This window comes from Streptomyces albicerus (assembly GCF_008905045.1).
In the GTDB taxonomy this organism is placed as follows: Bacteria; Actinomycetota; Actinomycetes; order Streptomycetales; family Streptomycetaceae; genus Streptomyces; species Streptomyces albicerus.
The window spans coordinates 93,980-120,572 of the sequence record NZ_VWMY01000039.1 but is presented as its reverse complement, the minus strand read 5'-3'; the positions used below and the strand labels follow the sequence as shown (position 1 = coordinate 120,572).

Here is a 26,593-nt window from a genome sequence, read left to right as displayed (position 1 = left end):
GCACCGCACCCTCTACCAACCCGGGCACCAACAAACAGCCTGACCAAGCCCACAGACCTTGACCAAACAGATAGAAGCACCCCCCCAGGGACGCCGTCTCACGCGCCGTGAGGAGGCAGGGAGCGGTCGCGTTTGCACGGCTGGGCGCGGCAGTGCCGGCGTCCGGTGGAGGCGCTGAGCCGGGTCGGCACACCGCGATGCTGGACGACGAAGGGGAGTACGACTGATGAGCACCGGTTCCGATAACGGGCGGTGGATCGGCCGGCGGGCGCTGCTGGGCGGTGCGGCCAGGACGGTCGGTGCGGCCGGCCTCGCCGGGATGGCCGGATCGCTGGGGGTGGCGGCGCTGCCGGCGGCGGCTGCCCAGGCGATGCCGGCGCAGCCCGCATCGAGCGGCCGGCGGTACCCGGCGAATTGGCCCGACCCGGAGCCTTACGGCCTCGCCGACACCCGCGAGGACCTGTGGCCGCGCGCGGACAACTCCTTTCTCCTGAACCTCGAGCTGCGCCCCCGCGACGAGCCGCTCGGCCGGGTCTGGATGCGTGACACCTACGTCAACTGCTTTGTCGTCGACGGCCGTCCGATGTACGTGGCGACGGGCACCAGCCGGGTGCCCGGGCTCACCACGGCCACCCCGTGGAACGACGGCATCTTCGTGTGGACGGCGCCGTCCCTGCACGGCCCGTGGCGGCTGGCCGACACCACGGGCATCCGCCCCGGCGCCGATAAGGGCAAGGTGTGGTCGCCCGAATTCGTCGGCGAGAACCGGACTGCGCGTACGGTCGTCGCCCCCTGGCAGGAGCATTGGTACGACGACGAGAGCGGCAAGCGCGGCAATGTCTGGGCGCCGGAGCTGCACTACTTCCGCGGCACGTGGTACCTGATGGCCTGCATGGGCGACAACGCGCTCAAGACCGGGTCGTTCCTGCTGGTGAGCGAGGGCGGGGTCGAAGGGCCGTACCGCCTCGTCCGGGGCAACCTGGACAAGCCCTTCGGCGACCTGGTCCCCGACAAGCCGGCACCTGCCAAGCCCATCGCGCGCTACCACATCGACGGCAGCCTCTACACCGAGGACGGCGACGCGTGGCTGGTGCTGCACAACAACCTGTACGCGAAGTTCCGGGACGACATGGAGGACATCGTCCCGGCGACGAATCTCCCGTCGTTCCGGCAGACGGCGTACGACCCCGAGCCCTATCTCGAGGGTGCGTACGTCTTCAAGCACGGCGGCAAGTACTACCTGCTGCACGCCGCCTGGGATCGCACGTCCACCAATCTCGACGGCAGCACCCGCTACGCCTACGATCCGCCGGGCACGCGCCGCACCCACTACCAGTACGACGCTGTCGTCGCCGTCGCGGACCGCTTCGAGGGGCCGTACTCCAAGCGCTACACCGCGGGTGTCGGCGCCGGCCACAACAACTTCTTCAAGGACCACAATGGCCGCCCGTGGGCCACGTTCTTCCGGAATCCCGCATTCGGCTACTGGGCCGATCCGGCACGCATCGACGATTCCGCGGTGGCCGGCGTCGTACGCCTGGAGTGGACCGGACCGGAGGGCAACCGCCTGTACGTCCGGCGCCAGGGCCGCGGACCGGCCCGTTGATTCGCTCCTCCATCCGATCGCTCCAACCGCGTTCCCCATACCGGAAAGGGACATTGTGAGCTGCCCGACCTCTCCGAACATCGTGTTTGTGATGACGGACCAGCAACGCGCCGATTTCACCGCCGGTGAGGGCTTTCCGCTCGACACGATGCCGTTTCTCGACTCGCTGGCCGAGGACGGCATGCGGCTGCGCCGCGCGTACACCACGGCCCCGGCGTGTGTTCCCGCGCGTACCAGCCTGCTGACCGGGCGCTGGCCGAGCACCCATCGGGTACGGCAGAACTCCAACACCACGCCGGAGCAGGTGACGCGCGGCGACGACCTGCTGGATGTGCTGGGCGCGGCCGGCTACCAGCGGTTCTACGCGGGCAAGACGCACATGTACCGGGGCAGCAAGGAGGACTTCGACGCCTTCGCCGGACCGTACGGGCATGAGTCGGGGCCGGATGAGACGACCGAGCAGCGGGCGTTCTCGCAGTGGCTGAAGTCCATCGAGCACGGGCCGACGAAGGAACCGACCCCGTTCCCGGTGGAGCTGCAGTACGCGCACCGGATCGTCTCCGACGCCATCAAGCAGATCGACGCCCGGGACGAGGAGAAGCCGTTCTTCTCCTGGGTGTCTATGCCCGAGCCGCACAACCCGTATCAGGCGCCGGAGCCGTACTTCTCCCTCTTCGGCGAGGACGAGGTCCCGGAGCGGGCGTGCGGCCCCGAGGCGGCCGAGGAGAAGGGTGGCGCGTACAAGTGGCTGCGTGATCTGGTGGAGGAGAAGCGGCCCGGCTACGACACGTTGTGGCGCCGCTACCGTGCCACGTACTGCGGCATGCTCCGCCTGATCGACGACCAGCTGCGCCGGCTGGTCGACCATCTCAAGGAGCAGAACCTGTGGCAGAACACCCTGCTGGTCTTCCTCTCCGACCACGGTGACTATGTGGGCGATTACGGGCTGCAGCGCAAGGGCGCCGGGATGCCGGAAGTCCTCGCCCGTGTCCCGATGGTGGTGCACGGCTGCGGCGTCAAGGCCCGCGACAACAAGCGGGACTTCGTCTCGCTCGCCGACCTGCTGCCCACCGTGTGCGAGGTGGTCGGCCGGCCGATCCCGCTGGGGGTGCAGGGCCGCAGCATGTGGCAGCTGCTGACCGGCACCGACTACCCGGCCGCGGAGTTCGCCGACATCGTCGTCGAGCGAGGCTACGGCGGCCTGCCCTACGCGGACGACGCCCGGCCGGAGCTGCACTTCCCGTATGAGGGCACCCGCTACGACGAGCTGAACGCCGTCACCCAGAGCGGCACCTCCCGGGCGCTGCGGCACGACCGCTACAAGCTGTACTCCCACGTCGACGGCACCGGCGAGCTCTACGACCTCGACACCGACCCGATGGAGCTGAAGAACCGCTGGGACGATCCGCCGCTGCGGAAGGTGCAAGCCCAGCTGCTGGAGCGCCTGCAGCGCTGGTCCCTGCGCCTCACCGACGACCTGCCCAAGGGGAAGTACAACCCCAACCTGCCCCGGCACAACTGGCACCGGACCTGACTCTGCTTCCAGCTCCCCACCGGAGACCTCATGCCCCCGAATGCCCCTTCCCGCCGCACAGTCCTGCGCGGTGCCGCCGTCACGCTGACCGCGGCAGCCACCACCGGCACGGCTACCGGTGCCGCGGCCGGCGCCGGCATGTCCCCTGGTGCCGTCGACCACGCGGGCGCGCAGTGGATGCCTGCCTCTCCCGCCAACTACCGCGTCTCGCAGCGCCCCAGCAGCTATCCCGTGGACTACGTGGTCATCCATGTCACGCAAGAGCATTTCGACGACACCGTCGCCGTCTTCCGGAATCCCGACCGGCACACCTCGACCCACTATGTGGTCCGCTCGGCGGACGGCCACATCGGCCAGTGCGTACGGGAGAAGGACATCGCCCGGCATGCCGGCGATGACGACTACGACAACCGCAGCATCGGCATCGCACATGAGGGCTGGGTCGATGACCCCGTCTGGTTCACCGAGGAGTTGTACGCCTCGTCGGCGGCACTCACCGCGGCCGTGTGCGCGCGATACGCGATTCCGCTGGACCGCACCCACATCCTGGGGCACAACGAGGTGCCCGGCACCACCCACACCGACCCTGGATCCAACTGGGACTGGGACCACTACCTTGAGCTGGTACGGAAGGCGTGAGCCGATCGTCCCGCCGAACAACGTAGGGAGCGCTTCAGTCGGCCCGTGAGCGGCCGACTTGGCCCGACGGGGCTGATGGGGATGGGGTCCTGGAGAGCGTGGAGGGTAGAGGTTTTCTCTTGAGCGGGTGTTTGGTGTCAGATCGGCTCGAGGCGGGCGACGGGTGCGACGGGCGGTGGACTGCAAACGTGGAAGACAGCCCGGCCGGTGTCGTCTGCCCGGTCCGCGCAGTGGGCGTATCGCAGTCACGCCCCACGTAACCTCTTCCTGTGCCAGCCTCCCGCCTGCATCGCGTCGCCGTCCTTGTGCTCGAGGGTGCGAAGCCGCTCGATGTCGGCATTCCCGCGCAGGTGTTCACGACCCGCGCGAGCATGCCGTACGAGGTGCGGGTGTGCGGCGCGGCACCTGGTCTCGTGACCGGCGGTGACGGCCTGGCGTACCACGTCGCCCACGGCCTCGACGCTCTTGCGTGGGCCGACATCGTCTTCGTCCCCGGCTACCGGTTCCCGGACCGCGACGAGCCGCCGCAGGCTGTCGTCGAGGCACTGATCGCTGCCCACGACCGGGGCGCGCGGCTCGCCGCCATCTCGACGGGCGCCTTCGCGCTCGCTGCCACGGGCTTGCTCGACGGCAGGCGCGCCACGACGCACTGGCACTACACGCGGGCACTTGTGGCCAGGCATCCGCTCGTCCAGGTCGACGAGAACGTGCTGTTCGTCGACGAGGGCAGTGTGCTCACCTCGGCCGGCGCCGCCTCCGGCATCGACCTGTGCCTGCACATCCTGCGCGGCGACCTCGGAGTGGCCGCGTCCAACCACGCGGCCCGGCGTCTGGTCGCCGCCCCCTACCGCAGCGGCGGCCAGGCCCAGTACGTGCCGCGCAGCGTCCCCGAGCCGCTCGGCGAGCGCTTCGGCGCCACCCGCGAGTGGGCGCTGCACCGGCTCGGCGAGCCCCTCACCCTCGACATACTGGCGCGGCAGGCGGGGGTCTCGCCGCGCACGTTCTCCCGGCGCTTCGTCGAGGAGACCGGCTACACACCGATGCAGTGGGTGATGCGCGCCCGCATCGACCTGGCCCGCGAACTGCTCGAGCGCTCGCAGCGCGGCGTCGAACAGATCGCCGCCGACGTCGGACTGGGCACCGGCGCGAATCTGCGCCTGCACTTCCAGCGCATCCTCGGCACCACACCGAGCGAGTACCGGCGCACCTTCACCCGGGGCGAGTAACCCGCCCGGCACCGCGTGGCGGGATCCGTGGCGGGATCCTTTTGAACCGTGACGATCCCGCCACTGTCAGCGGCGCGAGCCGCGGGCGAGCCTGGTGTGGAAGGGAAGGGACCTCACTCATGACTCGCATCGCCATCAACGGATTCGGCCGCATCGGACGCAATGTGCTGCGCGCACTGCTGGAGCGCGACAGCGCCCTCGTCGAGATCGTCGCCGTCAACGACCTCACCGAGCCCGCCACTCTCGCCCGGCTGCTCGCCTACGACAGCACGGCCGGCCGGCTCGGACGCCCGGTGACCGCCGACGGGGACGCCCTCGTCGTCGACGGCCGTCGGATCACGGTGCTGGCCGAGCGCGAACCGGCGCAGCTGCCGTGGGCCGAACTCGGCGTCGACATCGTCCTGGAAGCCACCGGCCGCTTCACCTCGGCCGAGGCCGCCCGGGCCCACGTCGACGCGGGCGCGAAGAAGGTACTCGTCAGCGCGCCGTCGGACGGCGCCGACGTCACGCTCGCGTTCGGGGTCAACACCGACGCCTACGACCCGGCCGTGCACACGATCGTGTCGAACGCCTCCTGCACCACCAACGCGCTCGCGCCGCTGGCCGCGGTCCTCGATGAACTCGCCGGTATCGAGCACGGGTTCATGACGACGGTGCACGCCTACACGCAGGAGCAGAACCTGCAGGACGGTCCGCACCGCGACGCCCGTCGCGCCCGGGCCGCCGGCGTCAACATCGTGCCGACCACGACCGGCGCCGCCAAGGCGATCGGCCTGGTGCTGCCGAACCTCGCCGGCAAGCTGTCGGGCGACTCGATCCGCGTACCGGTGCCGGTGGGCTCGATCGTCGAACTCAACACGACCGTCGCCCGCGACGTGACGCGCGACGACGTGCTGGCGGCGTACCGCGCCGCAGCGGAGGGGCCGCTCGCCGGCATCCTCGAGTACTCGGACGACCCGCTCGTGTCGTCCGACATCACGGGCAATCCCGCCTCGGCGATCTTCGATTCGGCCCTCACCCGCGTCGACGGCCGCCACGTCAAGGTGGTCGCGTGGTACGACAACGAGTGGGGCTTCTCGAACCGCGTGATCGACACGCTCGAGTTCCTCGCCGCGCGCTGACCGGACGCCGGGGTGGTGGCCCGCCTCCGGCGACCGCGCAGGCCAGCACCGCAAGCAAAGGCAACCATGGCTTCCTCGACCAGCTCGGCGTCGTACCGGTCACCTACGGGGCGGGGCTGGCCGATCGCCTTGCCCCACTGGCTCCGTACGGTGTCGACTTGGTGCTGGACGCGGCCGGTAAGGGCTCTCTTGCCGAACTGGCCATTGCCGGCGAGCCGCACCGCGTGGTGACCATCGCAGAGTTCGACGCCGGCCGAAATGGAGTGCGGTTCTCCCGCTCCGAAGCAGGAGAGTCGACGGGCTGGGCAGGACTGCCACTGGCGGCCGATCTCGCCGACCATGGCCGCCTCACTGTCCCGCTGCACGCCGTGTTCCCGCTGAAGGCGGCCGCCACAGCTCACGACGTCAGCGCCACCGGCCACGCGCGCGGCGCGCGCCCGAGGTCTTCCCATGCCTGCAGCCAAGGGCTGTCCCGTAACTGCTGGTCATGGAGCTGGCCAGGGTGCGGAAACTGCGTGGCTGCTGAGTTCGCGGTGCCGGTATCGTCCGGTCTCCCGACCCGCCGTACCCGGCCTACGTTTAGAGAGCGATGCAGATGACCAGCCAGCAAGCAACGACTACCCTGTGGCGCCCCACCGGCCCCAAGGAGCTGGATCTGGTTCGGGAGCTGAACTGGCGTGCCTGGCCGCCCCGGCTGCCCGAGCAGCCGATCTTCTACCCGGTCCTCAACGAGGACTACGCGGTCAGGATCGCGCGGGACTGGAACGTGAAGCACGATGGCGCCGGCTTCGTCACTCGTTTCGAGGTCGAGTCGGAGTTCTTGAGCCGGTATCCCATCCAGCAGGCCGGCGGGCAGACGATCCTCGAGCTCTGGGTTCCGGCCGAGGAGCTGGACGACTTCAACGCCCACATTGTCGGCGAGATCCAGTTGGTCCACGAGTTCCGCTGAGGCGGGGAGGCCTGCTGACGGGGCACGCTACGGTGCGATGATCCCGGCGTGGCTGGTGTGATCGCGGCGTCGGAGCCGTCCTGGATAGCCCCGTTCACCGGGCTGAGCCCGCACGCCTTCGGGCAGCTGGTGACCGTGCTGCGGCGCGAGGTGCGGATGCGGTTCGCAAGGGTCGACCGTGGAGCCGGCCCCTGGAGGACCGGGCGCTGCTGGTCGCGGCGTATTGGCGCACCAACCTGACGATGCGTCAGCTCGCGCCGCTGTTCGGGGTGTCGAAATCCGCGGTGGCCCGCGTGATTGACCATCTCGGACCGATGCTCGCGCTCCAGCCCCGCAAGCGGTTCGCCAAGGACACCGTGTCCATCGTGGACGGCACCCTGGTGCCCACTCGCGATCACACCATCGCCAAGCAGTCGAAGAACTGCCGGTACTCCACCAACCACCAGGGCGTCATCGACGCCGACAACCGGTTCGTCGTCGTGGTCGGCCAACCGCTGCCCGGGAACCGCAATGACTGCAAGGCGTGGGAGGAATCCGGCGCCAAGGCCGCCGTCGGCAGGACACTCACAATCGCCGACGGCGGCTATCCCGGCACGGGACTTGTCATGCCCCATCGTCGACGCAAGGGCGAAGATCTGCCCGACTGGAAGGAAGCGCACAACAAGTCCCACGAGCAGGTCCGCGCCCGCGTCGAGCACGTCTTCGCCCGAATGAAGACCTGGAAGATCCTCCGCGACTGCCGGCTCAAAGGCGACGGAGTCCACCACGCCATGCGCGGCATCGCCCGGGTGCACAACCTCGCCCTCGCCGGATAAACGAGCGGGCCACACGATGGCCAAGCACACCTGAGGTGACCCAGAGATCATTTAGCGCCTGCTTCCGGGGGCCGGTCCTGGGAATCAACCTCGCCGACGGCCAATACGCCGCCACGAGCCAAGTTCTATCAGTGGCTCAACAACTACGGCTCGGCCCGCTTCACCGCTGCGTTGGAGGGCTTGGCCCAGGACCTTGACACCGAAGCTCCCCCATCGACTACCGGCGACGCCGCCAGGCGCTGCAAGGCTGGTCGTTGGCCGGCGAGACATGGGGCTCGATCATCGCTGAACTGCCGCCAGTCCCTGGTCCTGTCGGCCCCAATATGGACGACCGCAAGCGTCAGGAGGCGTGCGCTTACGTCTGGGACGACGTAACCCGAGGCGAACCCCGGTTCGCTCCGCGTCCCATCGAAGCGGAACACCCCCCAGACGTCCGCCGGGCCTGGCACCTCCGGCGCAGCAGCACATGGTCCCAGCTCTCACGACCCAATCCGCTCGACCACTACGCGGCACTGTGAGGGCTCCTCATCCAGCACGCCGAAGATCTCCCACGGAAGATCGACAAAGCAAGTGACCCCGCTCAGCCGAACCCGATCCGCCGGGACTGAGTTCTGAAGGCCATGTTGAGTGACGCAGAACTGGTGCTCGGTAAAGCGTCAGGTAAGTGCCAGTGTTCCGGCAGTCTTGGGCGGGCAGGAGCTGCGGTTCGGCGTGGGCACCGAGTTGGGGTCGCAGGACGCGGTGCGACAGCTCACTGGAGGGCATGAAATCCGCCCAGTCGCAACCCTCCGGGAGCCATGAAATCCTTCAAGTCGTAAATCCGCCAGAGGGCACAAAATTGCTCAGTTCGCAAATCCGGCAGAGGACATAAAGTCCGTTCAGCCGCAACAGTATTGACAGGAAACTCTAAGCTTGACGGCGTCGTGGAGTTTGCTTATGGTCCAGTCGTTCAGGTTCCCGCCGATCGATATCCGAAGGTGTTCATGTCCGCGCCTCCAACGTTGCCGAAGTTCAGGCAGCAGTTGATTCTTGCCGTTCTTATGTTGTGTTCTCTGCTGATTTGGCTGGACAATACCGTCCTGAGTACTACGCTGGAGACCCTTGCAGACCCGGTTCGTGGACTGGGGGCCAATCCCGGTCAGCTGCAATGGGCGACCGGTTCGTACACTCTGGCCTTCGCCACATTGATGTTCACTGCAGGCGCATTGGGCGATCGGTTCGGTCACCGGACTGTGTTTTCCAGTGGGTTGGTGATCTTCGCCGGGTCCTCGCTGTGGGCGGCGTACGCAAGCGATGCGGGTCAGGTGATTGCAGCTCGAGCTGCGATGGGGGTGGGCAGCGCGCTGATCACGCCCGCCATGATGGCCATCCTTATGTGGACCTTTACTGGCCCCGCGCGGGCTGCCGCGATCGGCATTTTCTCTACGTCGGCCGGTGTCGGAATGGCTGCCGGCCCGGTGCTGGCGGGGTTCCTGCTCGATCATTTCTGGTGGGGCTCGGTCTTTCTGATCAATGTCCCGGTCGCGGCATTGGCGTTGGTCGGGCTTGCCGTGCTGGTTCCGAATTTCCGCAGCCCCACTCTGCGACCACTGGACCCCGCTGGAATGTTGCTGTCGATCAGTGGGCTCGTGGCGTTGGCCTACGGGCTGATCCGGGCGGGGCAGGTGGCGGTGTGGAGTCGTACCGACGTCTGGGCGCCGATCGTTGTCGGTCTGGTTCTGCTGGCCGTTTTCGTACTCGTCGAACTGCGTGTCAAGGTGCCCAGCTTTGATCCGCGACTGTTCGCGCAACGCACATTCGGTGGCGGCAATGTGGCACTCGGATTGCTGCTCTTCGGTGTGGCCGCCATCACCTTCTATAATGCGTTCTACCTGCAAGGCGCGCTCGGATTTTCGCCGATGAAAGCGGGTTTGGCCAATATCCCGACCGCATTCGGCGCGCTCGCGGGGGCGCCCCTTGCCTCCCGCCTGGTTCGCCGCCTGCCGCTACGCCTTGTCACCGTGCCGGCGCTAACCGTGGCTGCGCTGACCATGGGCGGGTACGGGCTCCTCGGACTCCAAACTCCACTCGTCTGGATCGAGATCCTGTTGTTGATACAGGGTCTCTCGATCGGCATGGTGATCGGCCCCGTTACGGCCGCATTGATCAGCGACCTGCCGTTGGAACAGGCCGGTGCAGGATCGGCCGTCACCAACACCGTGCGACAAACCGGCAGTGTGATCGGAATCGCAGTAGGCGGCACGATCATGTCGATCACGTATCGCCGTGCGATCGAACCTTCGCTGGAGGGTGCACCCGGTCCGGTGCAGGATCAGGCGCGAGTTTCCGCCGAACAGGCCCGCCACGTCGCCACCACTATCCACCGGCCCGCTCTTGCTCAGGCTGCTGATAATGCGTTTATCCATGCTATGCACGTCGGCGCGGGCTGGATCGCGGTCATCGCACTCCTCGGAGCAGCTGTGCTGCTGATTACCTTGCCTGCTGCCGGAAAGAAGAAGGGTCCGATACCGGAGCCGGACTACGAAGAGGCCCGCAGCTCCGTCTGAGAGTGTGATGGCAGAACCCAGGCTCAGGCCCGCCGCAGGGCAGCATCAAATACCAGCTTCCGCAGCTCAGCGGGCACATTGGACGCATCTCGCCAAGCGTCTGCGATCGCGAGAAGCGCCTCCCGCGCGAGCTCGGGAGCGACGCCGGGCTGACCAGTGTCGATTTCGGCAAACAGCCGCTTGCAGACGACGTTGGTGACGTCATACAGGGCGCCCGAGGCACGGGCCATATCGGCCACACCGGAGTCCGCAGCATGAGGCGGTTCACCGGGAAGCCGAATGGCAACCGAACCCGCGGAGTAGATCCGCCCATGAACGAGGTCACGTAGAGCGCAGAGTTGATCTCGGGTCGGCAGGGACGGCTGGACAATGCGCTCGGTCACCAGCCGACTTTATCGGTGCCGCCCCCGCCTGCCGCCCCGACGCTGGTTCCAACTCCCGTGGCCAGGTTTCAACTACGGTGTCCCGGCTCAAGAGTCTGGTTGCAGCGGAGAGCTCCACGGCGGCCAACCAGGAGGGCGAATGGCCACCTACCGCTGGAAGTCACATCGTCGTGTGACTTCCAGCGGTAAGTGGCCAGAGACGAGGGGAAGACCACTGAGCATCCGCCAACTTGAAGTCGCAGGTCAAAGGGCTGGTGTGACCGGTTCTCGGAATGCTCAGGCTGGTGGTGGGCGGCAGTCTACGGAGTAGATCGTCTGTCATCTGTCGACTTCGAGGTTGGTCAGAACGAGCAAGGCGCGCAGGAGGCAGGAGGCAGGAGGCAGGGGGCGCAGGCAGGGTCGGTGCGGAGCTTGGTGAGGATCCGTCAGTTCTTGAGGTGAGCGAAGCCGTGTTCGACCGGTGCGCGTCCGACGGCGAGAACTCGGTTCGGTACGGCTCGTCTGAAGGGAGGGCTTGAAACGGAGTTGGGGCGGCCGACGGGTTCGCCTGCGCGGCAGCCACCCGGGCGGCCCCGGACGCGGGACGGGTCCCGGCGACCCCGAGTTACGTTCCTCGCTCGACGGGCTGATCTCGTGGACAGCCGCTCAACAGCTAAGGACTGACCGACGATGACGAAGCGTCCGCGTATCGAGATCGTCGGTGTGATGCTCGGGTTGTCGGCGGTGACGCTGACTGATCCGTTTGTTCATTCATGGTGGCTGGGCATGTTGATCGCTGTGAGTGTTGCCGCCCTCGGCGCCTTTGCCGTTGGACAGGCTGTCAATAGCCTGCCTCTTGTTTCGGCTGCTCGGCTCGCCACCGTCACGACGGTCATCATCAGCGGCGGCGGGATTGTCGCCGCCGTCATCGCAGGGCCCCGAGCGAATACCGGCCAAGAGTTCGCCATAGTCCTGGCTGGCTATGTGATGTTGCGTCTCATCGGTGCGACGGTGGATCGGCTGACGCCGTCGGTGAACGTCTCCTTGATCGCATCGTTCGTCGGGACCGCGGTCGGTCTGAGCACGATTCTCTTGGTGCTGGCGGCCCATCCGGACCTGTCCGTATGGGCCATCCTGGGCATCGGGGCCGGAACCGGCTACATGGAAGGCGTCATCACCGGGTTCGCACTGCGGCCGGGGAGCATGTCGGCGCGATGAACGACAAAGCGGGGCTGAAGGCCCCATGCGATCAGCTGCTGACGGGGGCGCAGGCTGTCACGGGACCGGTCGACATCCACACCAACCACACGGGCGGTCCCATGAGCGAACACGTCCCTGACGCCAAGCTGATCATCGAGCACACTGCGCAGCTCGTTGGCCCCGACGGCCAGGGTTGGGTTGTCGCCTGCAACCTCGGGTACCGATCGGAGCGGATCCCTGTCCGCTCCACAGCTCTCCAGCACAAGGTGCAGCACCTGGACCACCCTCTCATCGGGGAGCTGGAGGTGTCGGGTGCGGCTGGTCCCGGATCGTGGGCCGGAGATGGCTGAGTCCGCGCTGCGGCGGAGTACCAGCGCAGCCTGACCGCCGTGCGGCAGGCCGCCGGCTCGCTCGCAACACGGCAGATCGGCGAGGTACTGGGCTTGGACACCGGGATACGGGGCAAGCTGGAGCCGCTGCGCGGGAAGCTGACGAAGCTGGCCGACCGCAGCTGGCTGCACAAGCGGCCCGACGGGAAGTTCACCGCCCGCCCGTGACCAGGTCGCCCAGCGACAGGGGGCGTAACTGAGGTGTCCCTGGCGTCTGTTGGAATTGGAGGCCACCCCTCGGTCTGCGTCACTCTTGCTCCGGAGGCTGAGCTGTGGCTGACTGGCAACGGCGCGGAGGGGGAGTAGGGGGCATGGGCAACTGGGTCGTGATCGCGGAGTACTACAGCGACGTCTACAGGACCGAGTTCATCTGCCATGGGCAGGAAACGAAGGACCAGGCACTGAAGGCACTCCGTGCTGCCATCCACACGTATGTACCGAGCAAAAATATCGTCGAGAAGCGGCGCCGTGTGTACCGCTTCGCCGACCGGGAGTCATACCTGGTGGTGATCAAAGGCAAGCTGACGGAGTGGGAGTGCACCCTGCGCATCGCGGAGTTGGTCTCGGACTCGACCGACCCGGCCGTGGCCGAGCGGGCCCAGATGGACGACGGCGCGGCAGAGGCGGCTGACGGGCCGCAGGACCGGATCCCGCCCGGCTACTGAGCGACGGACCGAACTCCGCTCGGGTCGGTCGCCCTGCAGAAACCACGGCCCTGTGTTCAGCCGGGTCAACCGCAGCGCTCAAGCGACCAGCTCAAGCACTCGGCGGCCAGACCAGCCGCGCAGCCACAGCCCAAATGGCGCAGGACTCAAGGGGCCAACTATCGCTGCGCTGCGCCATTCGGCCGTTCGGTCCCCGGCAGTGCCGCCGCCGAGTCGCCTTCGGCTTCGTTGGACCGGCCGTCGCACCGGTCGTCCGGGGTGATCCTCAGGCCCGCAACGCCGCGCGTCCTTCGACGATCAGTCCCGCAGGCGCTGATACCGACTCGACCCGGCCGTCCGAGCTGATGGTGACGTCGAGCCGTTCTCCCGCGACGGTGAGCCCGGCGACGGTGAGTGCGCCGACGGGGAGTGGGCCTGTCGGGCGGAGGCGGATGCGGCCCGCGGGGATGTCGGGATCCAGGCCGGTCAGGGCGGTCATGAGGGCGATGGCTGATGCGGCTGACCAGGCCTCTGGGCGGCAGGCGGCCGGGTAGGGGACCGGTGCGGGGGTGCCCGCGCAGGCGTCGCCGCCCCACAGTTCCGGCAGCCGGTAGTCGAAGGCCGGCGCCGCGGCGAGGATGCCCTCGATGAGCCGGACGGCGGCGTCGGGGTGGCCGCTGCGGGCGAGGCCGGTGACGGCGATGGCGGTGTCGTGCGGCCAGACGGTGCCGCAGTGGTAGCGCAGCGGGCCGTAGCCGTCGGACCGGGACGACATCGTGCGCAGCCCGTAGGCGTCGGACATGTCCGGGGCGGCGAGCCGTGCGGCGACGGCGGCAATCTCGTCGGCGTTGAGGATGCCGGTGGCCAGAAGGTGGCCCATGTTGCTCGCGACGGCGTCGACAGGGCGGCCGGACTTGTCGAGTGCTATGGCCGGGTAGGGCCCTCGCTGGTCGGAGGTATCGCAGACCCAGAAGCGGGCGCGGAACCGGTCGGCGAGTCGGATGCGAACGTTCGCCAGCGTTCGCCGTCCAGCAGGGCGAAGGCGTCGAGGAGTGCCGCTCCGGCGAGGGCCGCCTCGTAGAGTAGCCCTGTACTTCGGCGAGGGCCAGGGGCGCTTCGGCGAGGCGGCCGTCGGCGAAGCGCACGGCGTCTGCGGAGTCCTTCCAGCCCTGGTTGGCCAGGCCGGTGCCGCGGTGGTCGACGTACGACAGGAACCCGCCTCCGGCCTGGGCGGCGGTGTCGATCCAGCCGAGCTCGCCTTGAGTGCGGGCAGCAGCGGCTCGATGTCGGCGGCGGGCAGGCCCCAGCGCCAGGCGTCGTGGAGCAGGCAGATCCACAGGGGGGTCGCGTCGACCGTGCCGTAGTAGACCGGCGGCAGACGAAGTCCCTGGCCGTCGTCGAAGACGCCGCGCCGCACCTCGTGGAGGATCTTGCCCGGCTCTTCCTCCGTCGCCGGATCGGTGCGGGTGCCCTGCTGGGCGGCCAGGGCGCGCAGGGTGCCCAGTGCGAGATCAGTGCCCAGCGGCAGGAGCATCCGTGCGGCCCACAGGCTGTCCCGGCCGAAGAGCGTGAAGAACCAGGGGACGCCCGCGGCGAGGAAGGTGTCACCGGGCGATGCGGCTGTGGCCATGCGCAGCGAGTGGAGGTCGTCCAGGCTCTGCGCGACCAGGGCGGGCAGGCGACGGTCGTCGGCGGTGACATCCGGACGCTGCCAGGTGGGCCGGGGGGCGGCGGCGCTGACGACCGCGTCAGGTTCCGATGCCCGATCAGGAGTACCGAGAGGGGACCGGCCGGCGCGGAGGCCGAAGCTCGGCCTGCCGAGTTCGCCCGCCGCGCGGCCCTCGACGGTCAGGTCGTACCGACGAAGCCCACCTGCGCCGCATCCTCGCCCACCACGACCCGCACGTGTTCCCGGGGCTTTCCTCACCTGCGTCTACAACCCCGACCGCGCCCTGTGCCGGAGCCCGGCCAGCTCTGCCGACCAGCCGGTCAAGGCCCACTGCCAGCTACTGGCCTGCCGCAACACAGCTCTCACGCCAGTCAACCTCCAGGCCCTGAATGGCCACCTCACCGAGCTGGAACAGACCTTGACCGACGGCGACCGTCTCGCCCCAGGCGTCGTGGCAAAGGGGGAGGCACAGCTCTACCTGCCCGGCCCGACCCCAGGCCCCCGCAGCGTCACAGTCCTCGGCGAGTGTGAACCCCCATGATCCAGTCGCCCGGACGTTTCAGTCTCAGCGGCAATCCGGTGTGCTGGAGTCGGCCATCAGCACGGCGTTCGAGGCAGGACCCGGCGGTGCCGCGGGTGACCCCAGATCTCACCTGTACCCGGCTGGATGGACGGCCGGGTACGTCGGCACCGGGCCGTTGTCAGTGGTGGCGGGCAGGATGGCGGGCATGACGACACCAGCTGCAGTGATCGTGGATGCCGCCGCCTACGCGCAGGCGGTCGAGGACGCGGTGAAGGCGTCGGCCGCCTACTACGAGGGCGGCGCCTCACCGCTGGACGACGACACCTACGACCGGCTGGTGCGCGGCATCGCCGCATACGAGGCGGAGCATCCCGAGCAGGTGCTGCCCGATTCGCCGACCGGGAAGGTAGCCGGCGGCGCGGTTCAGGGCGATGTGCCGCACACGGTGGCGATGCTGAGCCTGGACAACGTGTTCTCGCCGGAGGAGTTCACCGCCTGGACCGCCTCCCTGGCCCGCCGGATCGGCCACGACGTGGAGCAGTTCAGCGTCGAGCCGAAGCTGGACGGGCTCGCGATCGCCGCCCGCTACACCCGCGGCCGCCTCACCAGATTGGTCACGCGGGGCGACGGGACGGCCGGGGAGGATGTCTCGCACGCCATCGGCACCATCGAGGGTCTGCCGGACGAACTCGCCGAACCGGTCACCGTGGAAGTCCGGGGCGAAGTCCTGATGACCACCGCCCAGTTCGAGCATGGCAACGAGGTACGCACCGCGCACGGCGGGCAGCCGTTCGCGAACCCGCGCGGCGCCGCGGCGGGCACCCTGCGCGCCAAGGAGCGCGCCTACACCGTGCCGATGACGTTCTTCGGCTACGGGCTCCTCCCAGTGCCCGGTACCGAGACCGCGCTCGCGGAGCAGCTCCTCGAGCGCGCGCACAGTGACTTGATGGCGCAGGCCGCCGCGTACGGGGTGAACACCACCGCCTCCGCCGCAGTGCCCGGCATCACGGCCGACACGGTCGAGCAGGTGCTGGCCCGGGTGAGCGAGATCGCGGCGCTGCGCGCTGAGTTGCCGTTCGGGATCGACGGGGTCGTCATCAAGGCCGACCTGGCCGCCGACCAGCAGGTGGCCGGTTCGGGGTCGCGGGCCCCGCGCTGGGCGGTCGCCTACAAGCTGCCCGCCGTGGAGAAGATCACCCGGCTGCTGGAGGTGGAGTGGAATGTCGGCCGCACCGGCATCATCGCCCCGCGCGCCGTGCTGGAGCCGGTCACCATCGACGGCGCCACCATCACGTATGCCACGCTCCACAATCCGGCCGACATCACCCGCCGCGACCTGCGCCTGGGCGACCACGTCATGGTCCACCGGGCCGGCGACGTCATCCCCCGCATCGAAGCCCCCGTCGCCTCCTTGCGCACCGGCGACGAACAGCCCATCGTCTTCCCCGAGGTGTGCCCGCGCTGCGGGTCGGCGATTGACACCAGCGAGCAGCGCTGGCGCTGCGAAAACGGCCGCAACTGCCATCTGGTGGCCGCCCTGTCCTACGCCGCCGGCCGCGACCAGCTCGACATCGAGGGCCTGGGCACGACCCGCGTCGTCCAGCTCGTCGAGGCCGGCCTGGTCGCCGATCTCGCCGACCTGTTCACCCTCACCCGCGACCAGCTGCTGGGCCTGGAGCGGATGGGAGAGACCAGCACCGACAACCTCCTGGCCGCCATCGCCGCGGCCAAGGACCAGCCGCTGTCGCGGGTGCTGTGCGCGCTCGGTGTGCGGGGCACCGGCCGGTCCATGTCCCGCCGCATCGCCCGCTACTTCGCCACCATGGACCACATCCGGGCGGCCGACACGGAAACGCTGCAGCAGGTCGAGGGCATCGGCACCGAGAAAGCCCCCGCCATCGTCGCCGAACTCGCCGACCTCGCCCCCCTCATCGACAAGCTCGCCGCCGCCGGGGTGAACATGACCGAACCCGGAACCACCCCGCCCCGCGCGACCGCCGCCGACAGCGGCGATGAGGAAAGCGGAGCGAGCGAGGAGAACGAGCCAGCCGGGCCGTTGGCTGGGATGACGGTGGTCGTCACCGGTGCGATGACCGGGCCGCTGGAGAAGCTCAGTCGCAACCAGATGAACGAGCTCATCGAACGCGCCAGCGGCCGAGCCTCCTCCAGCGTCTCCAAGAAGACCACCCTGGTCGTCGCCGGCGAGAACGCCGGATCCAAGCGGGCCAGGGCCGAAACCCTCGGCATCCGTCTGGCTACCCCCGACGAATTCGCCGTCCTCATCGCCGACTTCCTCGACTGAACCCGTCCGCAGACGCATGTCGCAGCTCACAGCGGCAGCCAGGCCAGGCCGGGAACATCCCGCAATGGTTGACCGTTCATCCATACGTGGCTGCGGAGGGGACAGTGTCCCCGGGCCTCACCTATAGCCCATGGGGACGATCGTCCGGCTGAAGCCCCATGGTGCCTTTCGCCGAGAGGCGACCGCCCTCCGCACGCCACCCCTACACGGCCCCGGCTGGCCTCCCCCGACCGGTCGGGGCCTTCCTGCTGCCCGCGTCGCGCGCTACGCGGCAGGTTCGTACGTCACGGACTCGAGCGGACAACCGAGCATGGGTCCCGCAGGACCGCGAGTTCGGTGTCGTCGGCGGCCGGGCCTCAGCGCAGCTTCGCGCCCGCCTATTCCGCGGCGTACGGGCAGCGCACCGCGTCGTCGGGGGCGGGCGGCAGACTCTGGTCTCAGACTCATCCAGGCCCGCAACCGCGCCGAACGACTCGCGAAGCAGCGTGAAGAGTTGGAAGAGATGTGCGCTGAGCTCCGCGCAGGCCGTTGGACCACCTCACCCGCCGCTGGTCGGCCAGTCGTTGGGGGCGGGGAGGGCATGGGCGGCTGCCGGGGTGAGGGTGGTGAGCCCGCCGACGATCAGGCCGAGCACGGCGGGCCGCGCGCCCCGGCGCATGCCTCGTTGCTGCATGAAGGTTCCCCCGATTTTCACGGAGACGACCGCCCGAGGAGCCCTCTCGTGCGCGTCCCCGGTGATCGGGATGCTCCCGCCGTCCGGGGACGGGATGAGCGACGCAAGCTTTTGCACGGCGGCGCAGGAACGGGTGCTGGTCATTACGTGGTGGGACGCCGCGTACGATGCCGACCTGCCCGAACTCCCCGAGCTGAGCCGGGAGTTGGTCACCGGGGCGGTGCGTCGGTGGCGGTTCGAGCCGGTGCCGGAGGCCTGACGGGGGAGTACGACAGTTCCCACGGCCTGCTCCTGACGCCGCCCCGCCACAGCACGTAGCGGTTCTTGCGTTCCCAGTGGACGATCCGTGCGGCCTTCGCCGTCCAGTCCAGGGCCAACCACAAGAGAATCAGGACGATCCACGGCTCCCAGGCGAGGGCCATGACCAGCGTCGGCACCAGGAGCACCGGAAGGAAACCCCAGATGATGGGCCGGCTGGGCCAGAACTCCTCGGTGGGCAGGACCGTCTCGGGGGCCACGGGAGTCGCGGCATCGAAGTCCCGCACCTCGCCGAGCCATTTGATCCGGGTGGCTTTGAGGAGCGTGAACAGCACCCAGAGCGCGAGCCAGCCTGCGATGTGCAGCGCAAACCGGCCGTCGGTCCGCACCGGCGGGAACTCCCGTACGAGAGCCACGACCACCGCGCTGACGACGAATGCGAGCAACGCGGTCAAGGAAGCCCGCAACTCGTGATGCACCAACCTGCCCATCGCATCCCCCGTGCTCCCCGCGCGGAGGGGTCACCCCACCCCGACACCTCCGCCTCGCACCTCCGGTCCGGGCCAGTGCGCGTCCGGTCCCGTGAGGATCAGCCGCGCCGTGTGCCGTACGTCCGCGCTGGACGCCGCCAACCGTAGTTCCAGCGCGCCCGGCTCAACTACCCGGCGCCCTGAACGGTCGGTGAACGCCGAGAGATCTCCGTGGAAGTCACTCCGCAGGGATCCTGGGCGGATCGGTCGGCTTGAACACCCACGAACTACCAGGAGGCCCCATCCTCGGCCGTAACGGTCACGCAAGTACGGTGAGAAGCCCACGGTTGGCCGGTGTCAGCGCTCCCGTTGGCCGATGGGGCGGTACGGGGGCCGCCCACCGCCCGTGCGCTCAGCCGGTGTGTGGGACCGGCTCTGCTCCGGTCCGGATCAGGAAGTCGGTGAGCGCTTCGGCGAGTTGTTCAGGCTGGTCCTCGGGGATGAGGGTGGACGAGTCGGAAATCTCGATCAGCCGGCCCTTCGGGTACAGCTCCGCCAGTCGGGGGCCGTGCTCGCGCGGCATCAATCGGTCCTCGGTCGCCCAGACGACCAGTACAGGGCGGTCGAAGTCACGTAGCCGCTCGCTCCAGGCCAGCAAGATCTCACGCTTGGGCGCCGAGGTAGCGAACTTGGCGAAGTCCCGGCGAATGGCCCTGCTACCGGTCGCGGGAGCGAACCAGTCGTCCAAGATCTCGTCCGGAATCCCGCGCAGGCTCATCCCGCCGTATCCGTTGCGGTTGTTCCGGAACGCGGGGATGCGCATCAGCCGCGTCAGAAGCCAGACGCCGCCGGGAACCCTGCACACGGTGGCCAGCGCCTTGGCCGGTCCTGGGGGAAAGTTGTCGAACGCCTCGCAGGCCACCAGCACCAGCCGGGCGACCCTTCGGCCCTGCTTCTCCGACACCAGGAACTGGCCACCGCCCCAGTCATTGAGGACGAGGGTCACGTCGTCCAGGCCCAGCCGTTCGATGAACTCACCCAGCAGTCGTGCGACACCATGGTGGGACAGGTCGGCGTCCGGGTTCATCGGTCGGCGATGACCGCCGAGGGGCAGTGTGGGCAGGATGCAGCGATACCCGTCCAGCAGCGGTACCACCTTGCGCCACTGCGTCTCATTCATCGGCAGGCCATGGCCGAACACCAGCACCGGGCCTCCACCGCCGGTGTCCTGATAGTCGATCAGCCCGGACGACAACTCGATCTCCGGCATCGCACCCCCATTTGATAGAGCGTTCTAATGTAATCTAGTGAAGGCCGACGGGCCATGCCAAGACGTCGGTGGAGAAGGGGCGAAGGCAATGGGGCAGGGGCAGCCGGACACGCGGACCAGGATCCAGGGTGCGGCCACAGTGTTGTTCCGCCGCAACGGCTACACGGGCACCGGCCTGAAGCGGATCGCGACGGAAGCGGAAGCGCCTTTCGGCTCGATCTACCACTTCTTCCCCGGCGGCAAGCAGCAGCTGGCCGAGGAAACGATCCGCACGTCCGGCGCCGCGTACGGCCTGATGGTGCTGGCCTTGCTGGACAGCGTCCCGGACCCGGTCGAATCCGTCGCGCACGCCTTCGAGGCGGCCGCGGACGACCTGGCCGCGACGGACTATGCCGACGCGTGCCCGATCGCGACGGTGGCGCTGGAGGTCGCCAGCACCAATGACATCCTGCGGGTCGCGACGGCGGAGGTCTTCGCCGAGTGGGTCAGCGCCGGCGAACAGTGGTTCGGCCGCTGGGTGTCCGACCAGCACGCGGCGCGGTCACTCGCCTACTCGATGATCATGATGCTGGAGGGGGCGTTCGTACTCTCCCGGGCCGCCCGCGATCCGGAGCCGCTGCGGGTGGCCGGCCGCTCGATGGCCGAGTTGCTCCGCACAGCCATCGAGCAGGCCGGAGAGGGCTGACTTCCATGGGTGAGGCAACCCGCCTTGGCCCAGGAACTGGTCACCGCCCCAGTCATTGAGGGTGAGGGTCACGTCGTCCAGGCCCAGCCGTTCGATGAACTCACCCAGCAGTCGTGCGACACCACGGTGGGACAGGTCGGCAAGGATGGCGAAGGCAGCAGTGGCATTCGAGCCATCGGTGATCGTGAGCTGGAGCCAGTCGGACGATGCGGTCAAACGCGTCCGGTTCCAGGGCTGCTGCAGTGCGGTAGCTCGGAAGAGGGACCGCACTGCAGGTCCCTAGAGCACTGCAGGTCCCTAGAGTCGATACGCCGCCGCGATCCGCTCCTGGAACGGGCGGCGACGTACGGCCTCCGCCACCTCGATCAGCAGCTCCGCCAGCGGCATCGAGAGCTCCCCGTCCAGCTCCGCCACCGCCGCCACCGTCGCGTCCCACTCCGCCTCGATCTGCGGCAGCAGGGCATGGGCCTTCGACGTGAGCTCGATCAGCCGGCGGCGGGCGTCTCGCGGGTCGGGGGTGTGGGTGACCAGGCCCACGCGGGCCATCTCGGCTGCCGTCTGGCTTGCGGCTGAGTGCGAGACACCCACCGCCGCGGCCAGGTCGCGGACCGGGAGCGGGCCTTCGGCCAGGAGCGCCCGTACGACTGGGGAGAAGCGGGGCCGGTACTCGGCGATGCCCTGCTCCTGGTAGACCGTGGCCACGCCGCCGTCGAGCAGTTCGAGGACATGGCGGAGCAGGGTGCCTACGGCGACAGGGTCTGGATGATTCCTCACGGTGCTAATCTAACAGTGCTGTTAGATTCCAGGAGGGTGTGTCTCCCGTGGCCGAGCTTTATCCCCCCATCGAGCCGTACGAGCACGGCATGCTCGACGTCGGCGAGGGCAACCGCGTGTACTGGGAGACCTGCGGGAATCCCGCGGGCAAGCCCGCCCTTGTCCTGCACGGCGGGCCGGGGTCCGGCGCGGGGCCGTTCTGGCGACGGCTGTTCGACCCCGCTGCGTACCGCATAGTGCTCCTCGACCAGCGGGGGTGCGGGCGGAGCACGCCCGACGCCGCCGATCCGCAGACCTCGCTCGCCGCCAACACCACCCCGCATCTGGTCGCCGACATCGAGCTGCTGCGGCAGCACCTCGGCATCGAGAAGTGGATGGTCCTCGGCGGCTCCTGGGGTGTGACCCTCGCGCTGGCGTACGCCGAGCAGCACCCTGGACGCATGTCCGAGCTGGTGCTCTTCAGCGTCACCAACACCACCCGCCGCGAGGTGGAGTGGGTCACCCGGGACATGGGACGGGTCTTCCCCGAGGAATGGGCCCGGTTCCGCGACGCCGTACCGGAGCGGGAGCGGGACGGCAGCCTGGTGGAGGCGTACGCCCGGATGCTCGCCGACCCCGATCCGGCCGTACGGGAGCGGGCGGCACGGGAGTGGTGCCGGTGGGAGGACGTACACGTGTCCACCCACCAGGGGCACAAGCCCGATCCCCGTTACGTGGACCCGCACTTCCGGCTGCGCTTCGCCCGCCTCGTAACGCACTACTGGCGGCACGCCGGCTTCCTGGAGGACGGGGCGCTGCTGCGCGACGCAGGGAAGCTCGCCGGCATCCCCGGCGTCATGGTCCACGGGCGGATGGATATCAGCGGGCCCCCGGACGGCGCGTGGCAGCTGGCTCAGGTGTGGCCCGACGCGGAGCTCGTGCTGATCGGCGAGGAGGGGCACGGGCTGTCGGGGGACGCCACGACGGAGGCCGTATTGGCGGCCACGGACCGGTTCCGGACGCTCTAGGAACGGGCGCCGACCGTGGCCCAGTGGGCGTTCTGCGAGACTTCGGCGGTGCTCGTCGCACTTGAGGCGGGCTGTCCGGTTCCGGTGCTTCCCGGCCGGCCAAGTGTGCGGTCCGCTGAGAAGCATGGGCGGGCGCCAGCCGTACCCGAGCGATCTGCCGGATGAGGCATGGAAGTTGATCCGGCCCGTGATCACCGCCTGGAAGGCGAAGCACCCCTCGCTCAGCGGGCATGCGGGCCAGTACGCGATGCGAGAGATCGTCAACGCCATCTGAAAATCTTGTATGAGCATGGCTATTCTGCACGGACGTTTGTGATCAGGCCGCGAGTTCGTAGTTGTGCTGGTCAGGGGTGGGGTAGCGGCGTTGGTGCTCGCGGGCGGGGTGCAATGCCCAGTAGGCGTCGAAGTTGCCGTTGTCGATGGGAGCGCGGAGCTGGAGTACGGCGGCTTCGGCGCCGGGAGCCCGCACCCGGCCCGCCTCCGTAACTCCAGGGACGGTATCGCAAGGGTCCGACGCGGCGGCAACGCGCTGCAGAGTGACGACACCAGCTGGCGAAGCCGGGGGAGTGTTGAGGGAGAGAGCGGTCTACCTCGCCTCACGGCTGCTCTCCGAGGCTATGTTCGTCATCCGTTCCGAGATGGTCAGTGCGATGGCGGAGGCCCTTCGGCGGCCGACTACGTTCAGCATCTGGTGAAGCGCGGCCCAGTTGGCGCCTCCCCCCCCGCAGGGCGACGTCGAGGAGCCATAATCCATCATCTTCTGCACAGCATCACTTCCAGAAGCTGTCCTACAACCAACCCCCTTTCATGTTCAGGACACAAGACCTGCAACTTCACGATGCACACCGCTCACTGGGTTCTCGGGGCGCCCGTGGCCCGCCGGGAGGCGGCGGGCCACGGGGTGGGTGCACCGGTCAGCCGTGCGGGTGAGTGGTCAGGTCAGGAGTCCAGGAACGCGCCGCATCCCGACCAGATGAACCGGTGGGAGCTGATCTCGTTCTCCACCTCGACACCGCTGGTGAAGTACTGCTCCTCAAGGGTGTCCATGTAGTACTCGTCCGGCCTGATGCAGGTGTGGCCGCCCGCCCAGTCATCTCCCGTGCCGTTGAAGAGCTGAACCCGCCTCGCGTCCGAGGACTTGTAGACGAGGGATTCCGCGTTGTTGGTGTCCTGCCAGCGGCCCTGGAAGGGGCCGGAGCTGTTGCCCCAGTCCGAGTCCCAGCTCGTTGTGCTGCCGAGCCGAGTGGCGCCGCAGTTTGCCCCGCTGTACGCGACGAAGGTGCCGGCGGGGATGGCGGCGTACGCGTTGTTGCAGGCGGTGGAGGCCTGCGCGTTCGCCGCCGGGACGATCGCGCCGAAGCTTGCCAGGCCGAGTGTCGCGGCGGTGGCCAGGATCTTGCGCATGATGGATGACTCCTTGTGTGTGGGTGCGGTGTGATGACGCTCCGCGGCCGTGCTGCCGCGGAAGTGTGGATGCCAGGTACTGCAGGGACGGCGCGGGATCAGGCCGCCGAGCCGGTGATCTTCTCGGCCCGGGCCAGCGCGTCGAGGCTCATGCGCTGATGGGCGGCAAGCGCGTCGTCGTACCGGGAGGGCAGCTTCTCGCGGTACTCGGCTTCGAGTGCGCGGGTCGTCCGGGTCAGGGGTGTCCGGCCGGCGCAGGTGGCCTCGGCCACCGCCAGGCGGACCTCCACGGCGTACGCCTTCTCCTCGCTCAGGCCCTTCTTGAGCTCCGGGAGCCCCTCGCGCGCCTTCGTCGGGGTGGCGTAGTCGTGGCCCGCCGTCCGCATGCATGCGGACCATTGCTTGACCGCGTCGGTGAACCGCCGGTCCTCTGCGAGGTCCGCCGCGTACAGGGGCGTCAGGTTCGTGGCCGTCTTCTCGGCCCGGAACCAGGTCTCGAAGTCCCCGTACAGCCGGCCCCGGGCGTCGGCCAGACAGCTGTCGCGGGGAGTGCGGACGGTGCCCCCGGTGGGAAGTTCGGCGGTCAGCATGGCGCTCGACGGCGAACCCAGGAGCGCGTCGGTGTAGCGGATGCCTTCCTTGCGCGGGAGCGCCTTGGCGTATGCGCCGTTCGGGTCGTCGATGTGCTGGGTCCTCGTATGCAGCCGGCTGCCGTAGCCGTTCCGCTGGGCCCAGCCGACGTCGGTCAGGAAGGCGCCGTTACCCTTCAGGTCGTCGACAGTCGGCAGGGCGCCGATCCGGTACGGGAAGCCCCTGTCCGCCATGCATTCCTTGATGAGGAGCTGTTCGGCACGCCGTACGAGGATCTCCTCGGCGGCGGTCAGCTCGCGCCCCTGGCCCCAGGTGCTCTCGGCCGCGGTGGCCCGCTGTGGCTGAGCGGAACCCGACTGCTCGTCCGTGCTGGTGGTGCAGCCGGCCGTAGTGAACGTGGCGATTACTGCGGCTGTGCATGCGGAAACGAACGCTCGCCTCATGGTGGTGCTCACTCCCCCGAGTTGTGGCGCGCGGCCGTCGCGCCCCTTTGCTCCTTGAGCATCTCTGACGCGAGCATGGCCATCCAGGGTTTTCTGCTCTGCCTGAAAAGCCCAGGACACCATGGGGGAATCGAATGCTCCGGATCCACTTCACCGATGCCGACCTGGCCCGGACCCGCGTCGCGGCCGCATCGGACCCGCTGTGGGAGATCTGCGCGAGCCTGCACCGCTTCCAGACCCGTCGGGGACGCTGGGCCTACGCGGACTGGTACCGCGGCGCCCGTGCCAGGCTGCAGGCCACACACCTCAACCGCACTCTGCGCACTCTGTTGCTACCGCTGGTCCCGCGTGCCGCCTACTTCCCTGACTTCCTCACCCCTTCCGAGGCCGCCGAAGGACTCGACGCCGGTCTGGGGGCCGTCCTGGCAATCCCGCAGCGCCGGGTCCTGGACGAGGTGGGCATCCTCAGCCGCACCAGCAGCGCCCCTGCTTGGGCGCCGCGCCTGGCCGAGCCGGGCCTGCGCAAGGAACTGGTACTGGCGATGCGGACCTACTACGACACGGTCATCGCCCCGTACAGCGACCGCATCCAGGCCCGCATCGAGGCCGAACGGTCCGCCCGCGCCCGCGACGTGCTCGAGGGCGGGATCGAGGGGATTCTCCAGAACCTGGGCCCCGACGTGCGGTGGCGGAGCCCCGTCCTGCGCACCGTCTATCCCGAGGACCGTGACCTGTACCTGAACGGCCGCGGGCTGCTCCTGGTCCCGTCGTACTTCTGCTGGGGAAACCCCGTGACGTTCGGCGACAACACGCTGGACCCCGTCCTGATCTACGCACTCAGCCACGAGCCCCGCCGCACCGCGCTCCCCGGGGACCTCAGCTCCGGCGCACCCCTGGCAGCCCTGCTCGGCCGCACCCGCGCCGCCGCCCTGCGCGTCGTCGCCAGCGGCGCCACCACAGGTGAACTCGCCCGCGCCACCGGGGTCTCCGCGTCATCGGCCAGCCAGCACGCCACCGCCCTGCGGGACGCGGGCCTGATCGTCAGCTATCGGCACGCCGCATCCGTACTGCACACCCTCACCCCGCTCGGAGCCGCACTGCTCCGCGCCAACACCCCAGCTCCCGGTGACCTTACGACAGCCCGGCAGTAGTCCGCTTCACCGGGGACACGAACAGGCGCCTACAAGGCGCACTCACACCACACGGCCTTGCCGTCCGGTGGCCGCTCCACGCCCCAGCGCAGGGCGACCGCGTCCAGCAGGAGCACACCGCGGCCGGTCTCGTCGTCCGTGGGGGAGTGACGCAGGACGAGCCAGGCGTGCGGGTCCGGATCGGTGACCTCCAGGCGTACGTGGTCGTCTTCGGTCCGCGACAGACGCAGGGGCAAGGGGGTGCCCACGCCGAGGTGGTCGATCACGTTGGTCAGCAACTCGCTGACACAGAGCTGGACTTCGGGGCACGGGACACCCAGGTGCTCGCGCACGGTGCGGCGG

27 protein-coding genes and 3 pseudogenes are annotated in these 26,593 nt (G+C 68.8%); 19 read left to right on the top strand and 11 right to left on the bottom strand.

Going from position 1 to position 26,593, the window contains the following annotated elements; all coding sequences use genetic code 11:
• Positions 1-226: 226 nt before the first annotated feature.
• From GAS53_RS32570 to GAS53_RS32530, 9 genes and pseudogenes are all read left to right on the top strand, one after another.
• Entirely contained in the window at positions 227-1,606 is a 1,380-nt protein-coding gene (locus tag GAS53_RS32570) for a family 43 glycosylhydrolase (RefSeq protein ID WP_192583380.1), read from the top strand.
• A 55-nt stretch (positions 1,607-1,661) separates the two neighbouring features.
• Complete coding sequence (locus GAS53_RS32565) at positions 1,662-3,140, top strand: sulfatase family protein (RefSeq protein ID WP_151481303.1); 1,479 nt, start codon at positions 1,662-1,664, stop codon at positions 3,138-3,140.
• A 30-nt stretch (positions 3,141-3,170) separates the two neighbouring features.
• Positions 3,171-3,779 (top strand): N-acetylmuramoyl-L-alanine amidase, encoded by a 609-nt coding sequence (locus GAS53_RS32560; protein ID WP_151481302.1) that lies wholly within the window; start codon positions 3,171-3,173, stop codon positions 3,777-3,779.
• 269 nt (positions 3,780-4,048) lie between these two features.
• Positions 4,049-5,005: a GlxA family transcriptional regulator gene (locus tag GAS53_RS32555; protein WP_151481301.1), complete on the top strand. Its 957-nt coding sequence runs from the start codon at positions 4,049-4,051 to the stop codon at positions 5,003-5,005.
• Between the two features lie 119 nt (positions 5,006-5,124).
• The gene (gap, locus tag GAS53_RS32550) at positions 5,125-6,126 is read left to right on the top strand and encodes a type I glyceraldehyde-3-phosphate dehydrogenase (protein WP_151481300.1); all 1,002 of its coding nucleotides are present in this window, start codon (positions 5,125-5,127) and stop codon (positions 6,124-6,126) included.
• Between the two features lie 47 nt (positions 6,127-6,173).
• Positions 6,174-6,557: pseudogene (locus GAS53_RS58500) on the top strand (zinc-binding dehydrogenase); the annotation flags it as partial.
• A gap of 158 nt (positions 6,558-6,715) precedes the next feature.
• On the top strand, positions 6,716-7,075 hold the full coding sequence (locus GAS53_RS32540) for a hypothetical protein (RefSeq protein ID WP_192583379.1): 360 nt from the start codon (positions 6,716-6,718) through the stop codon (positions 7,073-7,075).
• A 48-nt stretch (positions 7,076-7,123) separates the two neighbouring features.
• Positions 7,124-7,890 (top strand): annotated as a pseudogene (locus tag GAS53_RS32535) (transposase).
• Between the two features lie 923 nt (positions 7,891-8,813).
• The gene (locus tag GAS53_RS32530; protein ID WP_225859226.1) at positions 8,814-10,436 is read left to right on the top strand and encodes an MFS transporter; all 1,623 of its coding nucleotides are present in this window, start codon (positions 8,814-8,816) and stop codon (positions 10,434-10,436) included.
• 23 nt (positions 10,437-10,459) lie between these two features.
• Here the strand turns inward: GAS53_RS32530 and GAS53_RS32525 are convergent, their stop codons facing one another.
• Positions 10,460-10,819, bottom strand: coding sequence for a hypothetical protein (locus GAS53_RS32525; RefSeq protein WP_151481298.1), 360 nt, complete (start codon positions 10,817-10,819; stop codon positions 10,460-10,462).
• 669 nt (positions 10,820-11,488) lie between these two features.
• Here GAS53_RS32525 and GAS53_RS32515 point away from each other — a divergent pair.
• The 4 genes from GAS53_RS32515 to GAS53_RS32505 all read left to right on the top strand — a co-directional run bounded on the left by GAS53_RS32515 (position 11,489) and on the right by GAS53_RS32505 (position 13,052).
• On the top strand, positions 11,489-12,016 hold the full coding sequence (locus tag GAS53_RS32515) for a hypothetical protein (RefSeq protein WP_151481297.1): 528 nt from the start codon (positions 11,489-11,491) through the stop codon (positions 12,014-12,016).
• The gene (locus GAS53_RS32510; RefSeq protein WP_151481296.1) at positions 12,013-12,348 is read left to right on the top strand and encodes a hypothetical protein; all 336 of its coding nucleotides are present in this window, start codon (positions 12,013-12,015) and stop codon (positions 12,346-12,348) included. The genes GAS53_RS32515 and GAS53_RS32510 overlap by 4 nt, the downstream gene beginning before the upstream one ends.
• A gap of 39 nt (positions 12,349-12,387) precedes the next feature.
• Complete coding sequence (locus tag GAS53_RS55435; protein WP_192583378.1) at positions 12,388-12,555, top strand: hypothetical protein; 168 nt, start codon at positions 12,388-12,390, stop codon at positions 12,553-12,555.
• Positions 12,556-12,698: 143 nt separating this feature from the next.
• The gene (locus GAS53_RS32505) at positions 12,699-13,052 is read left to right on the top strand and encodes a hypothetical protein (RefSeq protein ID WP_151481295.1); all 354 of its coding nucleotides are present in this window, start codon (positions 12,699-12,701) and stop codon (positions 13,050-13,052) included.
• 265 nt (positions 13,053-13,317) lie between these two features.
• Here GAS53_RS32505 and GAS53_RS32500 read toward each other — a convergent pair whose 3' ends face one another.
• Positions 13,318-14,661: an amylo-alpha-1,6-glucosidase gene (locus GAS53_RS32500; RefSeq protein WP_151481294.1), complete on the bottom strand. Its 1,344-nt coding sequence runs from the start codon at positions 14,659-14,661 to the stop codon at positions 13,318-13,320.
• Between the two features lie 767 nt (positions 14,662-15,428).
• Here GAS53_RS32500 and ligA point away from each other — a divergent pair.
• Positions 15,429-17,525, top strand: a complete 2,097-nt coding sequence (gene ligA, locus GAS53_RS32495) for an NAD-dependent DNA ligase LigA (protein WP_192583377.1) — start codon at positions 15,429-15,431, stop codon at positions 17,523-17,525.
• 538 nt (positions 17,526-18,063) lie between these two features.
• Here the strand turns inward: ligA and GAS53_RS57715 are convergent.
• Positions 18,064-18,198, bottom strand: a complete 135-nt coding sequence (locus tag GAS53_RS57715; protein WP_263974179.1) for a hypothetical protein — start codon at positions 18,196-18,198, stop codon at positions 18,064-18,066.
• A gap of 70 nt (positions 18,199-18,268) precedes the next feature.
• On the opposite strand from GAS53_RS57715, the gene GAS53_RS32490 reads away from it, so the two are divergent.
• Positions 18,269-18,457, top strand: coding sequence for a hypothetical protein (locus GAS53_RS32490; protein ID WP_225859229.1), 189 nt, complete (start codon positions 18,269-18,271; stop codon positions 18,455-18,457).
• Here GAS53_RS32490 and GAS53_RS32485 read toward each other — a convergent pair.
• Both GAS53_RS32485 and GAS53_RS32475 read right to left on the bottom strand, forming a co-directional pair.
• Positions 18,408-18,911, bottom strand: a complete 504-nt coding sequence (locus GAS53_RS32485; protein WP_192583376.1) for a hypothetical protein — start codon at positions 18,909-18,911, stop codon at positions 18,408-18,410. The genes GAS53_RS32490 and GAS53_RS32485 overlap by 50 nt on opposite strands.
• Positions 18,912-19,338: 427 nt before the next feature.
• On the bottom strand, positions 19,339-20,196 hold the full coding sequence (locus GAS53_RS32475; protein WP_151481290.1) for an alpha/beta fold hydrolase: 858 nt from the start codon (positions 20,194-20,196) through the stop codon (positions 19,339-19,341).
• An 88-nt stretch (positions 20,197-20,284) separates the two neighbouring features.
• On the opposite strand from GAS53_RS32475, the gene GAS53_RS32470 reads away from it, so the two are divergent.
• A complete protein-coding gene (locus tag GAS53_RS32470) occupies positions 20,285-20,881 on the top strand; it encodes a TetR/AcrR family transcriptional regulator (protein ID WP_151481289.1) in 597 nt (198 codons plus the stop codon).
• Between the two features lie 18 nt (positions 20,882-20,899).
• Here GAS53_RS32470 and GAS53_RS56755 read toward each other — a convergent pair.
• Together GAS53_RS56755 and GAS53_RS32460 are read right to left on the bottom strand one after the other, a co-directional pair.
• Positions 20,900-21,022 (bottom strand): annotated as a pseudogene (locus tag GAS53_RS56755) (alpha/beta fold hydrolase); the annotation flags it as partial.
• A gap of 156 nt (positions 21,023-21,178) precedes the next feature.
• Positions 21,179-21,655, bottom strand: coding sequence for a MarR family winged helix-turn-helix transcriptional regulator (locus GAS53_RS32460; protein WP_151481288.1), 477 nt, complete (start codon positions 21,653-21,655; stop codon positions 21,179-21,181).
• A gap of 47 nt (positions 21,656-21,702) precedes the next feature.
• Between GAS53_RS32460 and pip the strand changes: the two genes are divergently transcribed.
• Together pip and GAS53_RS32450 are read left to right on the top strand one after the other, a co-directional pair.
• A complete protein-coding gene (gene pip, locus GAS53_RS32455) occupies positions 21,703-22,662 on the top strand; it encodes a prolyl aminopeptidase (RefSeq protein WP_151481287.1) in 960 nt (319 codons plus the stop codon).
• Between the two features lie 124 nt (positions 22,663-22,786).
• Positions 22,787-22,936 carry a hypothetical protein gene (locus tag GAS53_RS32450; RefSeq protein ID WP_225859225.1) on the top strand — a complete coding sequence of 50 codons (150 nt, stop codon included), beginning with the start codon at positions 22,787-22,789 and terminating at the stop codon, positions 22,934-22,936.
• Positions 22,937-22,978: 42 nt separating this feature from the next.
• Here GAS53_RS32450 and GAS53_RS55430 read toward each other — a convergent pair whose 3' ends face one another.
• From GAS53_RS55430 to GAS53_RS32440, 3 genes are all read right to left on the bottom strand, one after another.
• The gene (locus GAS53_RS55430; RefSeq protein WP_192583375.1) at positions 22,979-23,131 is read right to left on the bottom strand and encodes a hypothetical protein; all 153 of its coding nucleotides are present in this window, start codon (positions 23,129-23,131) and stop codon (positions 22,979-22,981) included.
• Positions 23,132-23,601: 470 nt separating this feature from the next.
• A complete protein-coding gene (locus GAS53_RS32445) occupies positions 23,602-24,066 on the bottom strand; it encodes a hypothetical protein (RefSeq protein ID WP_151481286.1) in 465 nt (154 codons plus the stop codon).
• A 98-nt stretch (positions 24,067-24,164) separates the two neighbouring features.
• The gene (locus tag GAS53_RS32440; protein WP_151481285.1) at positions 24,165-25,100 is read right to left on the bottom strand and encodes a hypothetical protein; all 936 of its coding nucleotides are present in this window, start codon (positions 25,098-25,100) and stop codon (positions 24,165-24,167) included.
• 134 nt (positions 25,101-25,234) lie between these two features.
• Here GAS53_RS32440 and GAS53_RS32435 point away from each other — a divergent pair, with 134 nt between their 5' ends.
• Positions 25,235-26,251, top strand: coding sequence for an ArsR/SmtB family transcription factor (locus tag GAS53_RS32435; RefSeq protein WP_151481284.1), 1,017 nt, complete (start codon positions 25,235-25,237; stop codon positions 26,249-26,251).
• Positions 26,252-26,280: 29 nt separating this feature from the next.
• Here GAS53_RS32435 and GAS53_RS32430 read toward each other — a convergent pair whose 3' ends face one another.
• Positions 26,281-26,583, bottom strand: coding sequence for an ATP-binding protein (locus GAS53_RS32430; RefSeq protein WP_318723280.1), 303 nt, complete (start codon positions 26,581-26,583; stop codon positions 26,281-26,283).
• Positions 26,584-26,593 lie beyond the last annotated feature (10 nt).

Bases quoted from the DNA above. Each gene is read 5' to 3' on its own strand.
- GAS53_RS32570 (WP_192583380.1), top strand. From the start codon at position 227: ATGAGCACCGGTTCCGATAACGGGCGGTGGATCGGCCGGCGGGCGCTG.
- GAS53_RS32560 (WP_151481302.1), top strand. From the start codon at position 3,171: ATGCCCCCGAATGCCCCTTCCCGCCGCACAGTCCTGCGCGGTGCCGCC.
- gap (WP_151481300.1), top strand. From the start codon at position 5,125: ATGACTCGCATCGCCATCAACGGATTCGGCCGCATCGGACGCAATGTG.
- GAS53_RS32540 (WP_192583379.1), top strand. From the start codon at position 6,716: ATGCAGATGACCAGCCAGCAAGCAACGACTACCCTGTGGCGCCCCACC.
- GAS53_RS32515 (WP_151481297.1), top strand. From the start codon at position 11,489: ATGACGAAGCGTCCGCGTATCGAGATCGTCGGTGTGATGCTCGGGTTG.
- GAS53_RS32510 (WP_151481296.1), top strand. From the start codon at position 12,013: ATGAACGACAAAGCGGGGCTGAAGGCCCCATGCGATCAGCTGCTGACG.
- GAS53_RS32505 (WP_151481295.1), top strand. From the start codon at position 12,699: ATGGGCAACTGGGTCGTGATCGCGGAGTACTACAGCGACGTCTACAGG.
- GAS53_RS32500 (WP_151481294.1), bottom strand. From the start codon at position 14,661: ATGGCCACAGCCGCATCGCCCGGTGACACCTTCCTCGCCGCGGGCGTC.
- ligA (WP_192583377.1), top strand. From the start codon at position 15,429: ATGACGACACCAGCTGCAGTGATCGTGGATGCCGCCGCCTACGCGCAG.
- GAS53_RS57715 (WP_263974179.1), bottom strand. From the start codon at position 18,198: ATGCAGCAACGAGGCATGCGCCGGGGCGCGCGGCCCGCCGTGCTCGGC.
- GAS53_RS32490 (WP_225859229.1), top strand. From the start codon at position 18,269: ATGCTCCCGCCGTCCGGGGACGGGATGAGCGACGCAAGCTTTTGCACG.
- GAS53_RS32475 (WP_151481290.1), bottom strand. From the start codon at position 20,196: ATGCCGGAGATCGAGTTGTCGTCCGGGCTGATCGACTATCAGGACACC.
- GAS53_RS32470 (WP_151481289.1), top strand. From the start codon at position 20,285: ATGGGGCAGGGGCAGCCGGACACGCGGACCAGGATCCAGGGTGCGGCC.
- GAS53_RS32450 (WP_225859225.1), top strand. From the start codon at position 22,787: ATGGGCGGGCGCCAGCCGTACCCGAGCGATCTGCCGGATGAGGCATGG.
- GAS53_RS32445 (WP_151481286.1), bottom strand. From the start codon at position 24,066: ATGCGCAAGATCCTGGCCACCGCCGCGACACTCGGCCTGGCAAGCTTC.
- GAS53_RS32440 (WP_151481285.1), bottom strand. From the start codon at position 25,100: ATGAGGCGAGCGTTCGTTTCCGCATGCACAGCCGCAGTAATCGCCACG.
- GAS53_RS32435 (WP_151481284.1), top strand. From the start codon at position 25,235: ATGCTCCGGATCCACTTCACCGATGCCGACCTGGCCCGGACCCGCGTC.